General features: G+C 59.7%; 13 protein-coding genes. 8 read left to right on the forward strand and 5 right to left on the reverse strand.

Annotated features, from left to right (window positions below; translation table 11 throughout):
* Positions 1-32: 32 nt before the first annotated feature.
* Positions 33-1,439, reverse strand: a complete 1,407-nt coding sequence (locus ACIPHN_RS23605; protein ID WP_400440985.1) for a M20 family metallopeptidase — start codon at positions 1,437-1,439, stop codon at positions 33-35.
* Positions 1,440-1,721: 282 nt separating this feature from the next.
* Here ACIPHN_RS23605 and ACIPHN_RS23610 point away from each other — a divergent pair, with 282 nt between their 5' ends.
* From ACIPHN_RS23610 to rfbG, 3 genes are all read left to right on the forward strand, one after another.
* On the forward strand, positions 1,722-2,648 hold the full coding sequence (locus ACIPHN_RS23610; protein WP_400440987.1) for a LysR family transcriptional regulator: 927 nt from the start codon (positions 1,722-1,724) through the stop codon (positions 2,646-2,648).
* A gap of 228 nt (positions 2,649-2,876) precedes the next feature.
* Positions 2,877-3,842 (forward strand): tRNA 2-thiocytidine(32) synthetase TtcA, encoded by a 966-nt coding sequence (ttcA, locus tag ACIPHN_RS23615; RefSeq protein ID WP_400440990.1) that lies wholly within the window; start codon positions 2,877-2,879, stop codon positions 3,840-3,842.
* Between the two features lie 427 nt (positions 3,843-4,269).
* Entirely contained in the window at positions 4,270-5,346 is a 1,077-nt protein-coding gene (rfbG, locus tag ACIPHN_RS23620; protein WP_400440993.1) for a CDP-glucose 4,6-dehydratase, read from the forward strand.
* Positions 5,347-5,415: 69 nt separating this feature from the next.
* Here the strand turns inward: rfbG and ACIPHN_RS23625 are convergent, their stop codons facing one another.
* The gene (locus ACIPHN_RS23625) at positions 5,416-6,465 is read right to left on the reverse strand and encodes a glycosyltransferase family 4 protein (RefSeq protein ID WP_400440996.1); all 1,050 of its coding nucleotides are present in this window, start codon (positions 6,463-6,465) and stop codon (positions 5,416-5,418) included.
* 296 nt (positions 6,466-6,761) lie between these two features.
* Here ACIPHN_RS23625 and glmU point away from each other — a divergent pair, with 296 nt between their 5' ends.
* Complete coding sequence (glmU, locus tag ACIPHN_RS23630) at positions 6,762-8,120, forward strand: bifunctional UDP-N-acetylglucosamine diphosphorylase/glucosamine-1-phosphate N-acetyltransferase GlmU (protein WP_400440998.1); 1,359 nt, start codon at positions 6,762-6,764, stop codon at positions 8,118-8,120.
* Between the two features lie 62 nt (positions 8,121-8,182).
* Here the strand turns inward: glmU and ACIPHN_RS23635 are convergent, their stop codons facing one another.
* Positions 8,183-9,229, reverse strand: a complete 1,047-nt coding sequence (locus ACIPHN_RS23635; RefSeq protein WP_400441000.1) for a glycosyltransferase family 4 protein — start codon at positions 9,227-9,229, stop codon at positions 8,183-8,185.
* A 232-nt stretch (positions 9,230-9,461) separates the two neighbouring features.
* Positions 9,462-9,941, reverse strand: a complete 480-nt coding sequence (locus ACIPHN_RS23640; protein ID WP_400441002.1) for an Lrp/AsnC family transcriptional regulator — start codon at positions 9,939-9,941, stop codon at positions 9,462-9,464.
* Positions 9,942-10,133: 192 nt separating this feature from the next.
* Between ACIPHN_RS23640 and glmS the strand changes: the two genes are divergently transcribed.
* From glmS to ACIPHN_RS23660, 4 genes are all read left to right on the forward strand, one after another.
* The gene (gene glmS / locus ACIPHN_RS23645; protein WP_400441005.1) at positions 10,134-11,951 is read left to right on the forward strand and encodes a glutamine--fructose-6-phosphate transaminase (isomerizing); all 1,818 of its coding nucleotides are present in this window, start codon (positions 10,134-10,136) and stop codon (positions 11,949-11,951) included.
* Positions 11,952-12,648: 697 nt separating this feature from the next.
* Positions 12,649-13,647 carry an AAA family ATPase gene (locus ACIPHN_RS23650; protein WP_400441008.1) on the forward strand — a complete coding sequence of 333 codons (999 nt, stop codon included), beginning with the start codon at positions 12,649-12,651 and terminating at the stop codon, positions 13,645-13,647.
* 118 nt (positions 13,648-13,765) lie between these two features.
* Positions 13,766-16,207 carry a S8 family peptidase gene (locus tag ACIPHN_RS23655; protein WP_400441010.1) on the forward strand — a complete coding sequence of 814 codons (2,442 nt, stop codon included), beginning with the start codon at positions 13,766-13,768 and terminating at the stop codon, positions 16,205-16,207.
* On the forward strand, positions 16,191-17,165 hold the full coding sequence (locus ACIPHN_RS23660) for a site-specific integrase (protein WP_400441013.1): 975 nt from the start codon (positions 16,191-16,193) through the stop codon (positions 17,163-17,165). Before ACIPHN_RS23655 ends, ACIPHN_RS23660 begins: the two co-directional genes overlap by 17 nt.
* A gap of 533 nt (positions 17,166-17,698) precedes the next feature.
* Here ACIPHN_RS23660 and ACIPHN_RS23665 read toward each other — a convergent pair.
* Positions 17,699-18,048, reverse strand: a 350-nt coding sequence (locus ACIPHN_RS23665; protein ID WP_400441016.1) for a hypothetical protein, incomplete at its 5' end; no start/stop codon positions are given.

Genomic DNA, 18,048 nt, shown 5'->3' on the forward strand with positions numbered 1-18,048 from the left:
CTGGCCCGGCACCCTTGCCGGACCAGGCCGTACTAGAGGGCCGCCCGCTGATCGGCCACCTGCCTGCCCTGGCGGCCGATGTCCCACAGCAACCCGGCCATCAGTTGCAAACCCTCGCGTGCCACCGGGCCGAGCAAATGTTCGTCCGGCGCATGCTGCGAGCACGATGGATAGGAATGCGGCACCCACAGGGTCGGCAGATTCAAGGCTTCCGAGAAGCAGTGATTGGGAATGGTGCCACCCAGGTTGGGCAGGATCGTCACCGGCTTGCCGGCGCTCTCCTGCATCGAGGCCGTGGCCAGACGGACCCAGGCATCGTCCGGGTCCAGGCGGGTGGCCGGGGCTTGCGCCTGGATCTCGATCTGGATGTCGGCAAACCCGTGTTCATCCAGATGCCGGCGCAGGCTGGACTGCACCTCGTCCTCTACCGTGCCCACCACGAAGCGCAACTGGAACACCGCCTGCGCGCGTGCCGGGATGGCCCCGACCGGGCGTTGCGCGTTGCCGGCCTCGAAGGCAATCAGCTCCAGCGTATTCCAGGCAAACAGGCGCTCGCCGGCGCTCAGGCCCGGCTCGCCCCAGTTGGCGTCGAGTACCGGATCTCCCGGGTCGCTGCCCACGGCGAAGTCGCGCACCAGCGCGCGCACCCGTTCGCTGACCTGGCGCGGACGCAAGCCCGGCACGCGGATCACGCCACGCGCATCCACCAGCGAGGCCGCCGCATTGGCCAGCACCGTGGCGGGATTACGCAATACGCCGCCCCAGTTGCCGGCGTGATGGGCGCCATTGCCGGTGTCCAGCACCAGCTTGAATTGCAGCGCGCCGCGCGAACCGAGGAACAGCGTCGGGCTGGATGCCGCCAGGCGCGGGCCGTCCGAGGCCAGGAACAGGTCGGCCGCCAAGTAGTCGGCGTGTTCGCGGCAGGCCTCGTAGAGACCGGGGGAGCCGACTTCCTCGCCCATCTCGAAAATGATTTTCACATTGCAGCCCAGCTTGCCATCGGCGGCCTGGATGGCCGCCGCCAGGGCGCCCAGGTTGATGCTGTGCTGGCCCTTGTTGTCGGCTGCGCCACGTCCGTACCAGCGCTCGCCGTCCTGCTCCAGCACCCACGGCGAGCGCTGTTGCTGCCAGCGGCCTTCCTGGCCGTTGACCACGTCGCCATGGCCATACATGAGCACGGTCACGGCCTGCTCGGACTCGATCCGACGCGCCAGCAACAGGGGCGGCGCACCGGCGATGGGATTGTCCACCTGGCGCGTCTCGAAGCCCAGCGCCGCCAGGGCCGGGGCGATTTCATCCTGCAGGTAGCGCGCCAGCTCGGGGGCGCGGTCGGCATTCTGGCTTTCGGTCGGCATGGCGATTCGCCGCTGCAGGTCCTGCAGGAAACGGCCAGAATCGAAGTAGTCGGCGGCCAGGCCGAGGGCGGTGCTGCGGGTCATGGAAGAGGCTCCTTGGATCTCGATTGGAATCCATTCTAGGAGCCGGCGACATTTCCAACAATGTCAATTTTTAAAACGATTTATTCTATTTTTGGCAAACCATTTTATTGTGTTCACCAGCCACTCCCAGCCCAATAATCGTGCATGTTCAACTATTGATCCGCGTATTTTCGTGCGTTTGTGCTGCTTCGCACCATGATGGCCTTGACCTGTTTTGCAATGAGGAACGATTATGATTGCCTAAAACAGAAATCAATATTCGCCCTCTTCCCGGACCAGGCCATGCAAAGTACCTCGCTGCGCTATTTCTACCAGGTCGGCCGCACCGGCTCGCTGACCGCTGCGGCCGAACGGCTGCATGTGGCGGTCTCGGCGGTGAGCCGGCAGATCGCCAAGATGGAAGAAGAAACCGGCGTGCCGCTGTTCGAACGGCGCTCGCGCGGCATGGTCTTGACGCCGGCCGGCGAGGTGCTCATGGCCTTCGCCCGGCGCAACCTGCTGGAAGTCGAACAGGTGCTGGCCGAGGTCAAGGGCTTGAATGCGGTCGGCCAGAGCGTGGTCACGCTGGCCTGCTCGGAAGGCTTTGCCTGGGACTTGCTGCCCAATGTGATGGCGCAGTTCCGCGAGCAATATCCAGGCATGCAGTTCAAGCTCAATGTGGTGGGCGCGGCCAAGGCGTCGCAGATGGTCATCGATGGCGAGGCCGATATCTCGGTCACCTACAGCCTGGGCCCGGTGGAAGGTCTGGCCATTGCCTATCGCGAATCGGGGCCGATCTTTGCCCTCATGAAACAGGACCACCCGCTGGCCACGCGCAAGCTGCTGGCCTTGAACGACCTCTCGCCCTACCCGCTGGCGCTGCCCGAGGAAGGCTCCACGGTGCGACAGCTCTTCGACATCGCCTGCGGCATGCGCGGCCTGCTGTTCGCACCGGTGTTTACCAGCCATTCGCTGGGCGCGGTATACCGCTTTACCGCGCGCTCGCCCGATACGGTGGCACTGGGCGGCTTCCTGACGGTGCAGGAACGCGCCGACGAAGATGGCATGGCGCTGGTCGCCATGGCCGAGAGTGAGCTGCACCAGCGTACCCTGCAAGTACAGACCATGGCCGGGCGCAAGCTGCCGCCGGCGGTGGCGGCCTTCGTCGATTTCCTGATCGCGGCGATCCGCCAGGTACGGACCCGGCACGAGCTCGGGGGCGGGCTATGAGGCGGGCTATGAGGCGATTGCGCGACGTCTGCTGCCGGCAACAGCCGCGAAAGTGACAGGAAAATGGCACGGAAATGGCACAAAACGGCGCTGCATGAGAAAATGCCGGTCCTCCGTCCGCACGTCGCCCGATGACCAATCCATTGATTGGTGGAAACATTGCACGTCCGGCAGCAACAGCATCGCGATGTCCTAACGTCGCACCCTACCGATTGAAGGAATTGCTCCATGAACGACATTGCGGCCGCAGTGCAGCTGTCCGACCTCGCTGGCCTTGATGCGCAGGACCAGCAAGACCCGTCCGGCCAGCCCGGCCACAACGAAGTGACCGTGCGCGGCTCGCGTCGCTTCGAACTGCTGGAAAAGAGCATCCGCCGCCTGACCGGCCGCGCCATCGCCGACTTCGACATGATCAAGGACGGCGACGTCATCATGGCCTGCATGTCCGGCGGCGCCGACAGCTACACCATGCTCGACACCCTGCGCTACCTGCAGACGGTGGCCCCGGTGAAGTTCGAGATCATCGCCGTCAACCTGGACCAGAAGCAACCGGGCTTCCCCGAGCACGTGCTGCCGCAGTACTTCGAGCGCATCGGCATCCCCTACCGCATCGTCGAGGAAGATACCTACAGCATCGTCAAGGAAAAGATCGCCCCCGGCAAGACCACCTGCTCGCTGTGCTCGCGCCTGCGTCGCGGCATCCTGTACCGGGTGGCCAAGGAAATGGGCGTGACCAAGATCGCCCTGGGCCACCACCGCGACGATATCCTGCATACCTTCATGCTCAACATGTTCTACGGTGGCAAGATCAAGACCATGCCGCCCAAGCTGATCGCCGACGATGGCGAGAACGTGGTGATCCGTCCGCTGGCCTATGTGCGCGAAGCCGATATCAAGAAGTACGCGGCGGCCATGGAATTCCCCATCATTCCCTGCAACCTGTGCGGCTCTCAACCCAACCTGCAGCGCCAGGCCATGCGCGAGATGTTGAATGAGTGGGAAAAGCACCATCCCCTGTGGATCAAGAGCATGTTCACGGCCATGGCCAACATCACGCCTTCTCACATGCTGGACCGCTCGCTGTTCGACTTCGCCCAGTTCAAGCCGGGCCAGGGCAAGGAAGCCAGCGGTGACACCCTGTTTGACCGCGACGACAAGCTCGACCAGTCGCAATCGGTGATCAACCTGCTCTGACCTGCGCAGACCGGGGAAGCGCAGTCTTAGACTGACGAGACACCCCGTTTCATCCCGCCGCTCCGAAAGCCGCTCTCAGGGCGGCTTTCGCCTTCCTGGCAAGCCTGATCGTCTCGCCTCAAAAGTAAATATTTGTTGTCATACGGCTATAGTCCCGGATTGGGCGACAAATACCCTCCTCTTCGTCGCTTGAAGGCAAAAACACGCGTGTTTTAATCTCTCCATCGCAGTCCGATGCCGCGAGGCATCACTGCCCGGGGAAAAACAATTATCACCATGCAGTCGTGGTTTCGCAGGGAAACGTGATCCCGACACGGAAAATACAGGGAGGCTGACGGCGTCACCGACGCCCGCCATCCGCGTGGAACATCGACTTCACGCCTCTGCACCCGAACGACTCTCAGCAATACGTGTAAGAGGCTGCCTGATGGCTAACTTTTGGCGCGACAAGCGCGTTTTCATCACCGGTCATACCGGCTTCAAGGGGAGCTGGCTGACGCTGTGGCTGCACATGATGGGCGCCAAGGTCAGCGGCTATTCCCTGCCCGCACCGACCAATCCCAGCCTGTTCCACCTGGCGCGCCTGCACAATTGCGTGCAGACCACCACGGGTGACGTGCGCGATCCCAAACACCTGGCCGAAACCGTGGCCGCCGTCCAGCCCGATGTGGTGTTCCACCTGGCAGCGCAGCCGCTGGTGCGGGATTCCTACCAGACGCCGGTCGACACCTATGCCACCAACGTGATGGGCACCGTGCACCTGCTCGAAGCGGTACGCAACACGCCCAGCGTGCGTTCGGTAGTGGTCGTCACCAGCGACAAGTGTTATGAGAATCGTGAATGGCTGTGGGGCTACCGCGAGGACGACCCCATGGGCGGCCACGACCCCTACAGCAGCAGCAAGGGTGCCGCCGAACTGGTGACCTCGGCTTATCGCCGCTCCTTCTTTGCCAGCAATCCCGACAACCAGACCGGCATCGCCAGCGTGCGCGCCGGCAACGTGATCGGTGGTGGTGATTTCGCACCGGATCGCCTGATCCCCGATTTCATCCGGGCCTGGGAACGCGACGAACCGGTCAGCATCCGCAACCCCCATGCCGTACGTCCCTGGCAGTTCGTGCTGGAGCCGCTGTCGGGCTACCTGCAGATCGGTCGCCTGCTCTTTGAACAGGGTGGCAAGTATGCCGAGGGATGGAATTTCGGGCCGGCCGATACCGACCTGCAGACCGTGAGCCAGCTGTGCGCCACCTTCAACCACTCGCTGCAGAAGAACGATGTGACGCCGCTGGAGGTGCAGCTGCAACCGCAGGCCAATGCGCCGCATGAGGCGGCCTTATTGCGGCTGGATATTTCCAAGGTGCGCCAGCGCCTGGACTGGATCCCCAAGATGGAACTCTATACGGCCCTGGAACTGACGGCACAATGGTATGCCGGCTACTTCAACAACGAAGACCTGCGCACCCTCTCCGAGAACCAGATCGCCTTCTACCAGAACCTGAGCTGACCCGGGCAGGCCCCGCTTCAGCATCTGCATTCCCCATGCCGGCGACGATGCCGGCATGGCGCGCCTGCCTCAGTAACCCAGCTTGCGGATCTCGGCCATCGTCTGCGTACGCAGGATGAGGCGCTCGAACTGCTCCGACCATTCGCTGGTGAGATTCTTGAGCAACAGACTCTTGCCGGCGCGCGTGATGCGGCGACGCACCTCGTCGTTGTAGAGCGCCATGCGCAGGTTCGAGGCCAGCAGCTCGATGTTGCCCACCGGATGCATCATGGCGTTGACGCCACTCTTCAAGCCGATATGGCGATAGGTATCCAGGTCGGACAGGCAGACCGGCACGTTCAGCTCGAAGGCTTCCCAGATCGTCAGCGGCTGCGACTCGCTGGAACTGGCCAGCACATAGGCATCGGCCGAGGCCAGGTAGCGCAGCGTCTCTTCATTAGGCAACTCGCCCAGGAAGCGATAACGCTCCGGCAGGGCCTCGGAGAGCTTGCGCGGACCGTCACCCAGCTGCAGGTACTTGCCGATGAACACGCATTCGATATCGTTGCGCTCGGCCGTGTCCATGGTGTTGACCGCCATGATGGTGTCTTCCATGCGCTTGCGCGGCTCGATGGTGCCGATGCAGACGATGCGTTTCTTGTCCTTGGGCTTGGGTGCCAGGTCCTGCTGGCGATAGATGGCGTCGTTCCAGAACGGCAGCACATGCACCATCGCCGGACTGTCGAACAGGAAGCTGCCATAGACGATGCGCTGGAACTCGGTCTGGAACACGATGTGGGTGGCGCTCTTGAACCCCTGCGCCATCTGCGGATAACGCAGCAGCAGGTCACGGCCGATCTCGGCCTCGTGGATCCACCAGATCACCGGACACTTCGGCGCCAGCTCCCCCACCAGCGAACCGGACAGGATGCAGTTGGAGACGATCACATCCGGATTGCCGGCCAGGTCCTTGACGATGGGGATGCCCAGCGCCTCGAACTGCTTGCGGATCTCGCCCTGGCCATCGATGCGTGGCAACACCGACACCTCGTGGTTCTGCACCAGGCGCTCGGCCAGCCGCAACATCGCCGTGCTGGCGCCGGTGGTATAGAACTCGTCGTTCAACAGAAGAATCTTCATGCAGTTTCCAGGAGGGTCAGGCCGGGGCCGGACCAGTTGTCATGAGGGAGGCTCGCCGGCCATCCGCTGCACATGGCCAGGATTTCCTGGCGGCAATGCGGATGACGAAAAGCCGCAGAGTGCCATGGTAATTGCCATGCCGTCCCACAAAGCGCGGAGCACATGCGCAAATTCCCTTCAGCTTTGTTTTTCGGCAAATCGCTGCCCGGCCGGGTGGGAGCTGCATGCTAGACTTTGCATTTTAAGCAAGTCCATTTTCATACGTTCATCCGCCAGTCCAACTTTCACGCCAAGTCATGAACATCGTCATCCTCGCCGCCGGCATGGGCAAACGCATGCAATCCTCCCTCCCCAAGGTCTTGCACCCGCTGGCCGGGAAATCGCTCCTGGGTCATGTGATCGACACCGCCCGTTCGCTCTCGCCCAGCCAGTTGTGCGTGATCTATGGCCATGGCGGCGATGCCGTCCCCAATGCCTTTGCCGACCAGGGCCTGGCCTTCGCCAAGCAGGAACCGCAGCTGGGCACCGGTCACGCCGTGATGCAGGCGCTGCCGCACCTGCAGGATGGCGCCTCCACCCTGGTGCTCTACGGTGACGTTCCCCTGACCACCACTGCCTCGCTGCAACGCCTGCTGGATGCGGCCGGCCAGGACAAGCTGGGCGTGCTGACCGTGACCCTGGAGGACCCGAACGGCTATGGCCGCATCGTGCGCGAAGACGGCAAGATCGTCGCCATCGTCGAGCAGAAGGATGCCAGCGCAGCCCAGCGCACCATCAAGGAAATCAACACCGGCATCATCGCCGCGCCCACCGCGCTGTTACGCAAGTGGCTGGCCAATCTCTCCAACGACAATGCCCAGGGCGAGTACTACCTGACCGACGTGATCGCCGCCGCCGTGGCCGATGGCGTGGAAGTGGTCTCGGCCCAGCCCGATGATGTGGCCGAAACCCTGGGCGTGAACAGCAAGGTGCAGTTGGCCGAACTGGAGCGCGTACACCAGGGCAACATCGCCCGCAAGCTGCTCGAAGCCGGCGTGACCCTGGCCGACCCGGCGCGCATCGACGTGCGCGGCACGCTGGAATGCGGCCGTGACGTCAGCATCGACGTCAACTGCGTCTTCGAAGGCTGCGTCACCATCGGCGAAGGTGCCAGCATCGGCCCCAACTGCGTGATCCGCGATGCCAGCATCGCCGCCGGCGCCAATATCAAGGCCTACACCCACATCGAGGAAGCCGTGGTCGGCGCGGGCGCCCAGGTCGGGCCCTATGCGCGGTTGCGTCCGGGTACCGAGCTGGCCGAGGAAGTCCATATCGGTAATTTCGTCGAGGTCAAGAACAGCGTCATCGGCGTGGGCAGCAAGGCCAACCACCTGGCCTATGTGGGCGATGCGGACGTGGGCAGCAAGGTCAACATCGGCGCCGGCACCATCACCTGCAACTACGATGGCGCCAACAAATTCCGCACCGTCATCGAGGACGAGGCCTTCATCGGCAGCGACAGCCAGCTGGTCGCACCGGTACGCGTGGGCAAGGGCGCCACGCTGGGCGCCGGCACCACGCTGACCAAGGATGCCCCGGCAGGCCAGTTGACCCTCTCGCGCTCCCGGCAGCTGACGCTGGCGGACTGGCAGCGCCCGGTCAAGATCAAGAAGTAAGTCTGTCCCCGCCAGCCCCTCACCGTGATGACAGCACGGTGAAGGGCGCAGGCCCGCCCGGTTCAGTAACCGAGCTTGCGGATTTCTCCGCCGGTATGGGCGCGGGCGATGATGCCCTCGAATTCGTCGGCCCAATCCCTGCTCAGGGTACGCAGCAGCAGGCTCTTGGCTGCGCGCGTGAGGCTGCGGCGCAGGTCTTCGCTGCTCAGCAGGGTCTGCAGGTTGGCACTGAGCAAGGCCGTCTCGCCCACCGGATGCATCATCACGTTCTTGCCGTGTTGCAGGCCGATATGGCCGTAGGTCGTCAGGTCCGACAGGCAGACCGGCACCTCCAGCTCGAACGCTTCCCAGATGGTCAGCGGCTGCGACTCGCTGTAGCTGGCCAGCACGTAGGCATCGGCCGAGGCCAGGTAACGCAGCACCTCCTCGTTGGGCAGCTCCCCCAGGAACTGGTATCGCGCCGGCGCGGCATCGGCCAGCCTGCGCGCCTCATCACCCAGCTGCAGATACTTGCCGATGAAGACGCACTCGACCTGCTCACGCAGTGCAGGCGCCATGGCCTCCACGGCGAGAATGGTGTCCTCCATGCGCTTGCGCGGTTCGATAGTGCCGATGCAGACGATGCGCTTGTTCGCCTTGGGCTTGGGTCGCAGGTCGTCCTGCCGATAGATCGCGTCGTTCCAGAAAGGCAGCACGTGTTGCGTGGCCGGACTGTCGTAGAGGAAGCTCTGATAGACCCGTTGCTGGTAAGCGGTCTGGAAGACGATGTGCGCCGCCTGCCGGAATCCCGGTGCCAGCTCGGGGAAGCGCAGGATCAGGTCGCGCCCGACCTCGGCCTCGTGGATCCACCACACCACCGGCACCTTCGCCCCGGCCTCGGCCACATGGATGCCCGCCATCAGGGTATTGGCCACCACCACATCCACGCTGGCGACATTCTGGACAATCGGGATGCCCAGCGCCTCGAAGCGGTTCCGGATCTCGCCCTGCCCGTCACGTCGCGGCATGAGCAGCACCTCATGCCGCTGGACCAGGCGCTCGGCCAGGCGCAGCATGGCGATGCTGGCACCGGTGGTATAGAACTCGTCGTTCAACAATAGTATTTTCATGGGCTCGCGCCATGCGCGGCACCGCTTCCCGGTCGGGCCGATCGTCCTCGCCCGTTGCCTGTCACCTTGCGTCCGGGAAGAATCAGATGCCGCCGCGTGTCATTGATGGATGAGCACAGCATAGCCAATGTAAATCATCGTAAAGACGCGAGCAGCACGAGAATTGTGCTCGACTTCCCTACTTTGCAGCCGACGCTTCTCTCCTCACTCCCCCTGGAGAAGCATCACGCATTCAGTCCTCCAGCGAGCTGACCGGTACCGCCGTCTCGAACTTGCTGCGATGGATGGAAAAATAGGCGCGCACATTGCGCACATTGCGCTGCGAAGCAAACAGCCGGTGTGCCAGCGCATGATAGGCCGGCATGTCGCGCACCAGCACCATCAGCACGAAGTCCGGCCCCGGCGAAACGCGATAACACTGCTGCACCGCCGGCTCATTGGCGACGATGGCCTCGAAGGCCTGCTGCTCCTCCTCGCCCTGCCGATCGAGCGTGATCTCGACGATGGCCGTGAGGGTGGAGGCGAGCTGATCGGGATCGAGCAAGGCCACCTGACGTGCGATCACCCCGCCCTCCACCAGACGCTTGACCCGGCGCAGGCAAGTCGGCGGCGACGCATGTACCTGCGCCGCAAGCTCCTGGTTGGTCTGGCTGGCATCGGCCTGCAGGGTCTTGAGGATGCGGCGGTCGAGGTCGTCCAGTTCCAGTTTCATGATGGCAGGCAATATTAAGTGATGTTTTGCGAGATTGTATTGACGTATAAATTCATATCAATGAATTTAGTGAATTAATATTTCACCACTATATTTAGAGGCAATAATAGTTCATTAAACTCATTTTTTAGAAATCATATTTCATAAGCACTCGCCTAATATGAGCGCACATCAACTCAAACGAGGTATTCCATGTGCGGCATCGTCGGCGCGGTAGCGCAACAGAACGTCACTCCCATCCTGCTCGAAGGCCTGAAGCGACTTGAATATCGCGGCTACGACTCCTGCGGCGTGGCCCTGCACGTGGATGGCAAGTTGCAGCGTTCGCGCAGCACCTCGCGCGTAGCCGACCTGCAGCAGCAGGTGGCACAGAGCGGCCTGTCCGGCTTCACCGGCATCGCCCACACCCGCTGGGCCACGCACGGCGCGCCGGCGACCCACAACGCCCACCCGCACTTCTCGCGCGATCGCATCGCCCTGGTCCACAACGGCATCATCGAGAACCACGACGAACTGCGTGCCGAGCTGCAGGCAGCCGGCTACGTCTTCGAGAGCCAGACCGACACCGAAGTCATCGCCCACCTGGTCGACCACATGTATGACGGCGACCTCTTCAACACTGTGCAGCAAGCCGTGCGTCGCCTCACCGGCGCCTATGCCATCGCCGTCTTCTGCGCCGACGAACCGCACCGCGTGATCGCCGCGCGCCAGGGTTCGCCGCTGATCGTGGGCGTGGGCGAAGGCCAGAACTTCGTGGCCTCGGACGCCATGGCACTGGCCGGCACCACCGACCAGATCATCTACCTGGAAGAAGGCGACGTGGTCGACCTGCAATTGCAGAAGGTATGGATCGTGGACGCGCAAGGCAAACCGGCCGATCGCGAAGTGCGCACCGTGCAGGCCTACACCAGCGCGGTCGAACTGGGCCCGTACCAGCACTACATGCAGAAGGAGATCTTCGAGCAGCCGCGCGCCATTGCCGACACGCTGGACGGCGTGGTCGGGATCATGCCCGAGCTGTTCGGCGACAAGGCCTACAAGGTCTTCAAGGACATCGACTCGATCCTGATCCTGGCCTGCGGCACCAGTTACTACGCAGGCCTGACGGCCAAGTACTGGATCGAATCGATCGCCAAGATCCCGGTCAACGTCGAGATCGCCAGCGAATACCGTTATCGCGACAGCGTGCCCAACCCCAAGTCGCTGGTGGTGACGATCTCGCAAAGCGGCGAGACCGCCGACACCCTGGCCGCCCTGAAGCACGCGCGCAGCCTGGGCATGCAACACACCCTGACGATCTGCAACGTCGCCACCAGCGCCATGGTGCGCGAGTGCGAGCTGGCCTACATCACGCGCGCCGGCGTGGAAGTGGGTGTGGCCTCGACCAAGGCCTTCACGACGCAGCTGGCCGCCCTGTTCCTGCTGACGCTGGCACTGGCGCAAACCCGTGGCCTGTTGAGTGAAGCGCAGGAAGAAGCCCACCTCAAGGCGATGCGCCACCTGCCGGCCGCGCTGCAAAGCGTACTGGCGCTGGAGCCCAGCATCGTCGCCTGGGCCGAATCCTTTGCCCGTCGCGAGAATGCGCTGTTCCTGGGGCGCGGCCTGCACTACCCGATCGCGCTGGAGGGAGCGCTCAAGCTCAAGGAAATCACCTACATCCACGCCGAAGCCTACGCCGCCGGCGAACTGAAGCACGGCCCGCTGGCGCTGGTGACCGAGCAGATGCCGGTGGTCACGATCGCCCCCAATGACGCGCTGGTGGAAAAGCTGAAATCGAACATGCAGGAAGTGCGCGCGCGCGGCGGCCAGTTGTATGTCTTTGCCGATGCCGACTCGCAGATCGTCTCCAGCGAAGGCCTGCACGTGATCCGCATGCCGGAACACTATGGCGTGCTCTCGCCTATCCTGCACGTGGTGCCGCTGCAGCTGCTGTCGTATCACACGGCGCTGGCGCGGGGGACGGATGTGGACAAGCCGCGTAACCTTGCTAAATCTGTGACGGTGGAGTGAGGGGGATGGCTCTGGCTGACTACAATGGGGCTTGTGAATAAAGTCTAGAACACGGAAATAAAGTCTAGAACAAGGGAATAGAGTCTAAAACAACAAGAGCCACCTAAAAATCAGATAACTATGAAAAAGCAAAAAGCCCGCGTACGCGGGCTTTTTCATAAGGATGATGTGTACGCGGAGATATTCGCTGTTACAAACTCACTCAGATAGCAGAGTGCATACCTTGTAGGATAAACCAGCTCAATAACGACGCATCAACTTAATTCAATGACATCTTTTCATATGGCAATGTCTCAGATACAAACCGATAACCATTGATTGAGAAAAAATGTCTGCTGCTGCCAGCCCTCCACAATATCCACAGGGTAGCGAAGCCCAAGAAATTGGAAATCTCGCTGTTGATTTGCATTGAAAACTGCCCCCCTCCGGGTCAATTCTGCGAGCAAATCAACACTCAATGAGAGCATTCTGTGGCTTTGATGTAAATGGATAATAGAAAGCAATAATTCTGCTTTAACAACACTCCATCATCGTTAATACCTGGCTAAAAATTGGACATCCGAGCGATTTCGCTTTACTTTCAAACACTGATATTTAAAATATCAATGATTATCTAGTCACATCTCTCTTTAGGCGATAAACTCCGGGAAAAATTGGATCAAACTCGTTCGGGGGAACGAGGTCCAAGGAGAAGAAAATGGCAAACGGCGATCAAATCAAGGCGATGTTGCGCGCCTATAAAGATGCGGACGAGGATCAATTCATGACCCTCGCGCTGCAGATTGCTGCTCGCGAAGCCAAAGCAGGCCACAGTAAGCTGGCAGGCGAAATTCGTGACCTAGTCGATCAGGTCAAAGCCCGTAGTCCGGAAGTCATCGTCGCTGCATCGCGCAAGCCGACACCAATTCGCCAACCCAAGGGCGAGCTGGCAGATCTGGTGCATGTGACTTATCCCGAGACACAGCTCGATGACCTCATCCTGGAGCCTGACACCCGTGGCCGTTTGGATCGACTTCTTCGTGAACAACGACAGTCCGCACTCTTGGCCGAGCATGGCCTAGAGCCCCGTCGCAAGGTACTTCTGATCGGCCCCCCAGGTACAGGCAAAACCATGACGGCGGCCGCCTTGGCCTGCGCGCTGTCTCTTCCACTCTTCACACTTCGTTTGGATAGCCTCTTCACGCGGTATATGGGTGAGGCAACGGCGAAGTTACGCCTGATCTTCGACAGCATTCAGCAAGTCAAGGGCGTCTATCTCTTCGACGAGTTCGACGCGATCGGCCAGCAGCGTGCGACGAACAACGACATTGGCGAACTGCGCCGTATCCTGAATGCCTTCCTCCAAATGGTCGAACAGGACAACTCTCAAAGCATCATCGTCGCCGCGACAAACCACCCCAAGATTTTGGACGAAGCCTTATTCCGGCGCTTCGACGACATTCTTCAGTTCGCACTTCCCACAGCTGATGAGTTCATCGAACTGATGCAGCGACGCACTCCCCAAAAATTCCGCTCCATTGCTTGGGACTCTATTGCCTCACTGTCGGCGGGCCTCAGCTACGCTGATGGAAAGCGCGCGTACGACGACGCTCTGAAAGAAGTCATTAGCAGCGGCGGCCGCGCCGTCACGATCGACGCACTGACAAAAGCCATCGAACAACGAATCAAAGACAAGAAGACCTTTACTAACAACTAATAATTAGTAGCGGGGGTATATGGCTGGGGAAGTAGAACGTCTGCCACATCTGTGGCTGGGAAATCGCTCGACCATCGAGCAAGGTTATGTGCGTCGTGGGGGCGGGTCAGCAGAAGGGATGCGACTTCAGCCGGTGGATCGGCGAGTGCATGGGACAAGACTGAAGCGCTCACTTGAAGACATCATTCCCATCTTGGCAGAGCGCCGTCGCGAGATAGCAGCGCAGCAAATACCGACGTCACCCGGCATTATTTTGGAGTTCGAGAGTTTTCCTGGCCTCGAATTGGCACTACCGCGGCTCGACTCCGTACGCGGCGATATTCAGCTGCTGAACGTCCGCGAAGCGGATAACAAGATGTACGCGACTTGCTTTATTCCAGACGGAAAGGTCAGCACGCTTGTCTCCAAGATAGACGACTATATCAACCTCGAAACAGCGAGAACACGAGAGCCTCGAAACAAGGAGCTGGCTCAAAGTATCCAATCTATCATCGTCGCCACTTTCGCCGCGTTATGGACCGATACAGTCACGATTCCCGAGGACGATGATTTGCTCTGGTGGGAAATCTGGCTACGTTCAGACAACTTGTCTCATGCAGCAGCCTATGGCCGCTTTGCAGATACTGCGGGCCGTTTCGGCATACATCTTGCCACGCAAAGGCTCGATTTCCCCGAGCGCATTGTAGTCAACGTGAGATCAACGAAAGCCCAACTGGCATCTTCATTCTTTGTCTTGAATCTGATTGCGGAGATAAGGCTCGCAGATCAGCCCCTGATGGTACCGGAACATATGACGATTCTGGAGCAGGACGCCATTGTCGAAGCGCTGGAAGACCGCGTTCGCGGTGACGCAGACGTAGCAGTATCTATGATGGATACCGGCATCCAGCGACTCCATCCGCTCTTAGAACCAGCGTTAGCGGCTGAAGACATGCATGCCGTGAATCAAGACTGGGGCACGGCCGATCATCAAGGGCATGGCACAAAGATGGCAGGGCTTGCGCTGTACGGCTGCCTCCACACCGCAGCTAGCCAGGATGCTCCAGATGCGATTGAGCATAGGCTTGAGTCGGTCAAAATAATATCTCCGATGCCGGCAGACCCTGAACAGGATCAAAATGTGCTGGGCAAAATAGTCGCCCAGGCGGTTGCCCGCTGCGAAATCGCTGCGCCACACCGCCGGCGAGTGATTTGCAAAGCCGTTACGACCAGTTCGCACGAATCCGGCGAACCTTCCGCATATTCGTCGGCAATTGACCAATTGTCGTTCGGGCACTCTGTCGTTGATGGTCGGGCACCAGGCACCCGGCGCCTATTTACTATTAGCGCCGGCAATGTGCAGCCAGATGAGCTCTGGATCAACTATCCGTACTCCAATCAGGAATACAAAGTCGAGCAACCAGCACAGGCTTGGAATGCCCTCACGATTGGCGCCTTCACCAATAAGGTGTCGCTACCAGCCAATCCTGACTATGCAGGCTGGCACGCCATGGCAGCGCAAGGAGATTTGAGCCCATTCAGCTCGACGTCAGTTGGTTGGAGCCGTGAGTGGCCCATCAAGCCGGAAGTACTCTTCGAGGGCGGAAATCTTGCTGTCGATCCTACTGGCAACGAGACGGAGCAGCCGAACACACTGCAGGTGCTGACCACCAGCCGGGCAGGCGCAAGCCGACCAACGGTCACCTTCAATATGACGAGTGCGGCAACCGCTTTGGCCTCCCGCTTGGCTGCGCAAATAATGACAGCCTATCCGGACGCCTGGCCAGAAACCGTGCGCGGCCTGATCGTCCATCACGCCGATTGGACACAGGCACAAGAGAATCGATATCTTAACGATCAGTCGCAGACAGCCAAACTGCGGATGTTACGCACATGCGGTTATGGTGTTGTGTCCCCCGAAAAGGCCCTTCACAGTGTGCGAGATGGTGTGACGATCATGGTTCAGTCGACCGTCCAGCCGTTCAAGGTCGAAGATTCGCGCGGGAAGATGAACAAGCTACGTCTATTTGAGCTTCCTTGGCCCAAGGACACGTTACTAGCTCTCGGCGCCCAACAGGTACGCCTGAAAGTGACACTGTCCTATTTCGTGGAACCCAGTCCAGGCAAACGTGGATGGGAAAATAAATATCGCTATGCCTCCCACGGGTTCCGATTCGCCCTGCGCCGACTGAACGAAAGCGCGGAGGAGTTCAATGGCCGCATCAACCATGCCCTACTGGAAGCAGATGACGACGTTCCAGGCGCTCACCTAGATCTGGGTTGGAAGTTGGGGTTCAAACTACAGAGCTTTGGCTCCGTTCATTCGGACACCTGGACGGGCACTGCCGCTGATTTGGCAACACGCAACCTATTGGCCGTTTACCCGGTGATCGGTTGGTGGCGTGAACGATTGAAGCAGGGGCGGGCGGCGACCAATGCTCGCTTCGCTCTTATCTTGTCGCTGGAGGCACCTGGCGCAGAGATAGACCTATATGAGCTCCTGTCCAATCAGATCCAAGTTGGCCCGATTGAGCTCGACGCCTTGAGAGTAGGAGATCTGGAACTTGGCAACGAGGAATAAAAGCGCGATTGAAGCGCTGACAAATTGGGTGGAGCTCTATACCGCTTCGCCCAACACGTGTCGCGCTTATCAGCGTGAGTTAGACCGACTTCAGGCCTGGTTGCTGGCGCAAAAGCTGTCTTTCGAGTTGGTCAGCCAAGCACACCTGGAATCCTACCTATTGGCATTTGCGCAGGGTGAAACTTTGGCCACGCGGCCGGGGAAGAAGAGCGTACGCACTCTATCTTTTACCAGGGACGTTGTCCTTCGGATGTTATCTGAGCTTGAGAGGAAAGGCCTGCGCAAGAGCGCGCAGATCGGCGAGTTGAAGCTCCCCGAGACAAGTTTGCGTACGGCCCATGTGGATGCACCATCTCAGCATGAGCTCGACGAATGGGAGTCGATGCGTCAGCAATGGCATACGCGTGCCCAACCCCAAAGTGGTTCGCGTGACCCGTTAGATCGGCAATTCTTCGTGGCCGAGTTCATCTTTTGCATGGCTGTCACCTCGCAGGAGCTCGCCGATGGCGTAATGTCGGATTTCCAAGCGATCGACGGCGTTTGGAAATTGAGGGTTCGGCAAAACAACTTGCCAACTGCGAAATTCATTCAGGTTCCCGCACCAGCCATGGCGATGCTCAAGCGCTACCGAGAATCACGTGGCCTTTCCAGTTACCCCGATGCCAGCGAATCGAATGTGCCAATCGTTGCTCGGCAACGTAGCGAGCGCAGGGTCAATGCATGGACAATTGCGAAGTGTCTGGAGCTGCTGTCGTCCCGGACTGACGGAGAGCCACTAACTCATCGCCGACGCCTTTCCAGCCGTCTTCTGCGACGGTACTTGATTCTTCGTAGCCTCTCCAGACATGTAGACGAACGCTCCTTAAGAAGACATGTCCGCTCCGACTACGCGGTAAACACCATATTTGCTGGAACAGACATCAAGGATAACGACGTGGTGGCTTCGCTGACTAGGTGACTGATTGTTGCGCATTTCAGTGAATGTGGGCACGTAGTTCTGCGACGTGGGCGCTTCTAGTTCAGTTGAACTGGACAGTTAAAATGCCCGGTCCTCAAAACTACCATTTCACGAAAAGTGCCTTCGAGATTTCTCGAAAACTAGGTTACGCTACCGCAAGAATAAAGAGAGGGGTTACGATGCTGTACAGCTATTCGAATGCGGTTCGAAAATTCAATTTCGTGTCATCGCAAGGCGGTCCACGTTCGGAACAGAACACGTTTACCATCATGGTGGGCCGAAACGGAACCGGCAAGAGTCGACTGCTTCGATCTATCGTGACCAACTTGCTACGCTATGAAGTAGATCCTAACTCTTTTACGCGAGAGGAGCGCATAAACTGAATATTCTCCGCGTAAGAGCCACCTAGTATTCTTTAAGTAGCACCATCCATGGCACGGTACGAGGTGCCAAGTTCGAGCACATAATTAGCGCCACGATTTTTCTGCTTCGTAGGACCACCGCTTTTCCGTTAAGCGCGCCAGCCACTTTACTTAATCGGTGCCGGGCAATATGTCTATCTGGAGCCACCCAATATTTTTTGGTGGAGCCAGCGACCAGCCTGGCAGATTCCGCTTTGAAAAATTACATCGGGTATGCTTTCTGTAATCAGAAAAAGTCATATGGCAAAAAATGAAAAAGCGATTTTTGGTAGTCGACCTGGAAGCAACCTGCTCGGACGACGGCAGCATCACGCCGGAAGAGATGGAAATCATTGAAATCGGTGCCTGCTGGGCCACCGAAGGTGGTGTGTGTTGATTTGCATTGAAAACTGACCCACTTTCCCAGGAAATTTGCATCCAAAGTTGACCCATGTTTAGACCACAATCCTGCTCATCACAGC

Source organism: Herbaspirillum sp. NPDC087042, assembly GCF_044745245.1.
In the GTDB taxonomy this organism is placed as follows: domain Bacteria; phylum Pseudomonadota; class Gammaproteobacteria; order Burkholderiales; family Burkholderiaceae_D; genus Herbaspirillum.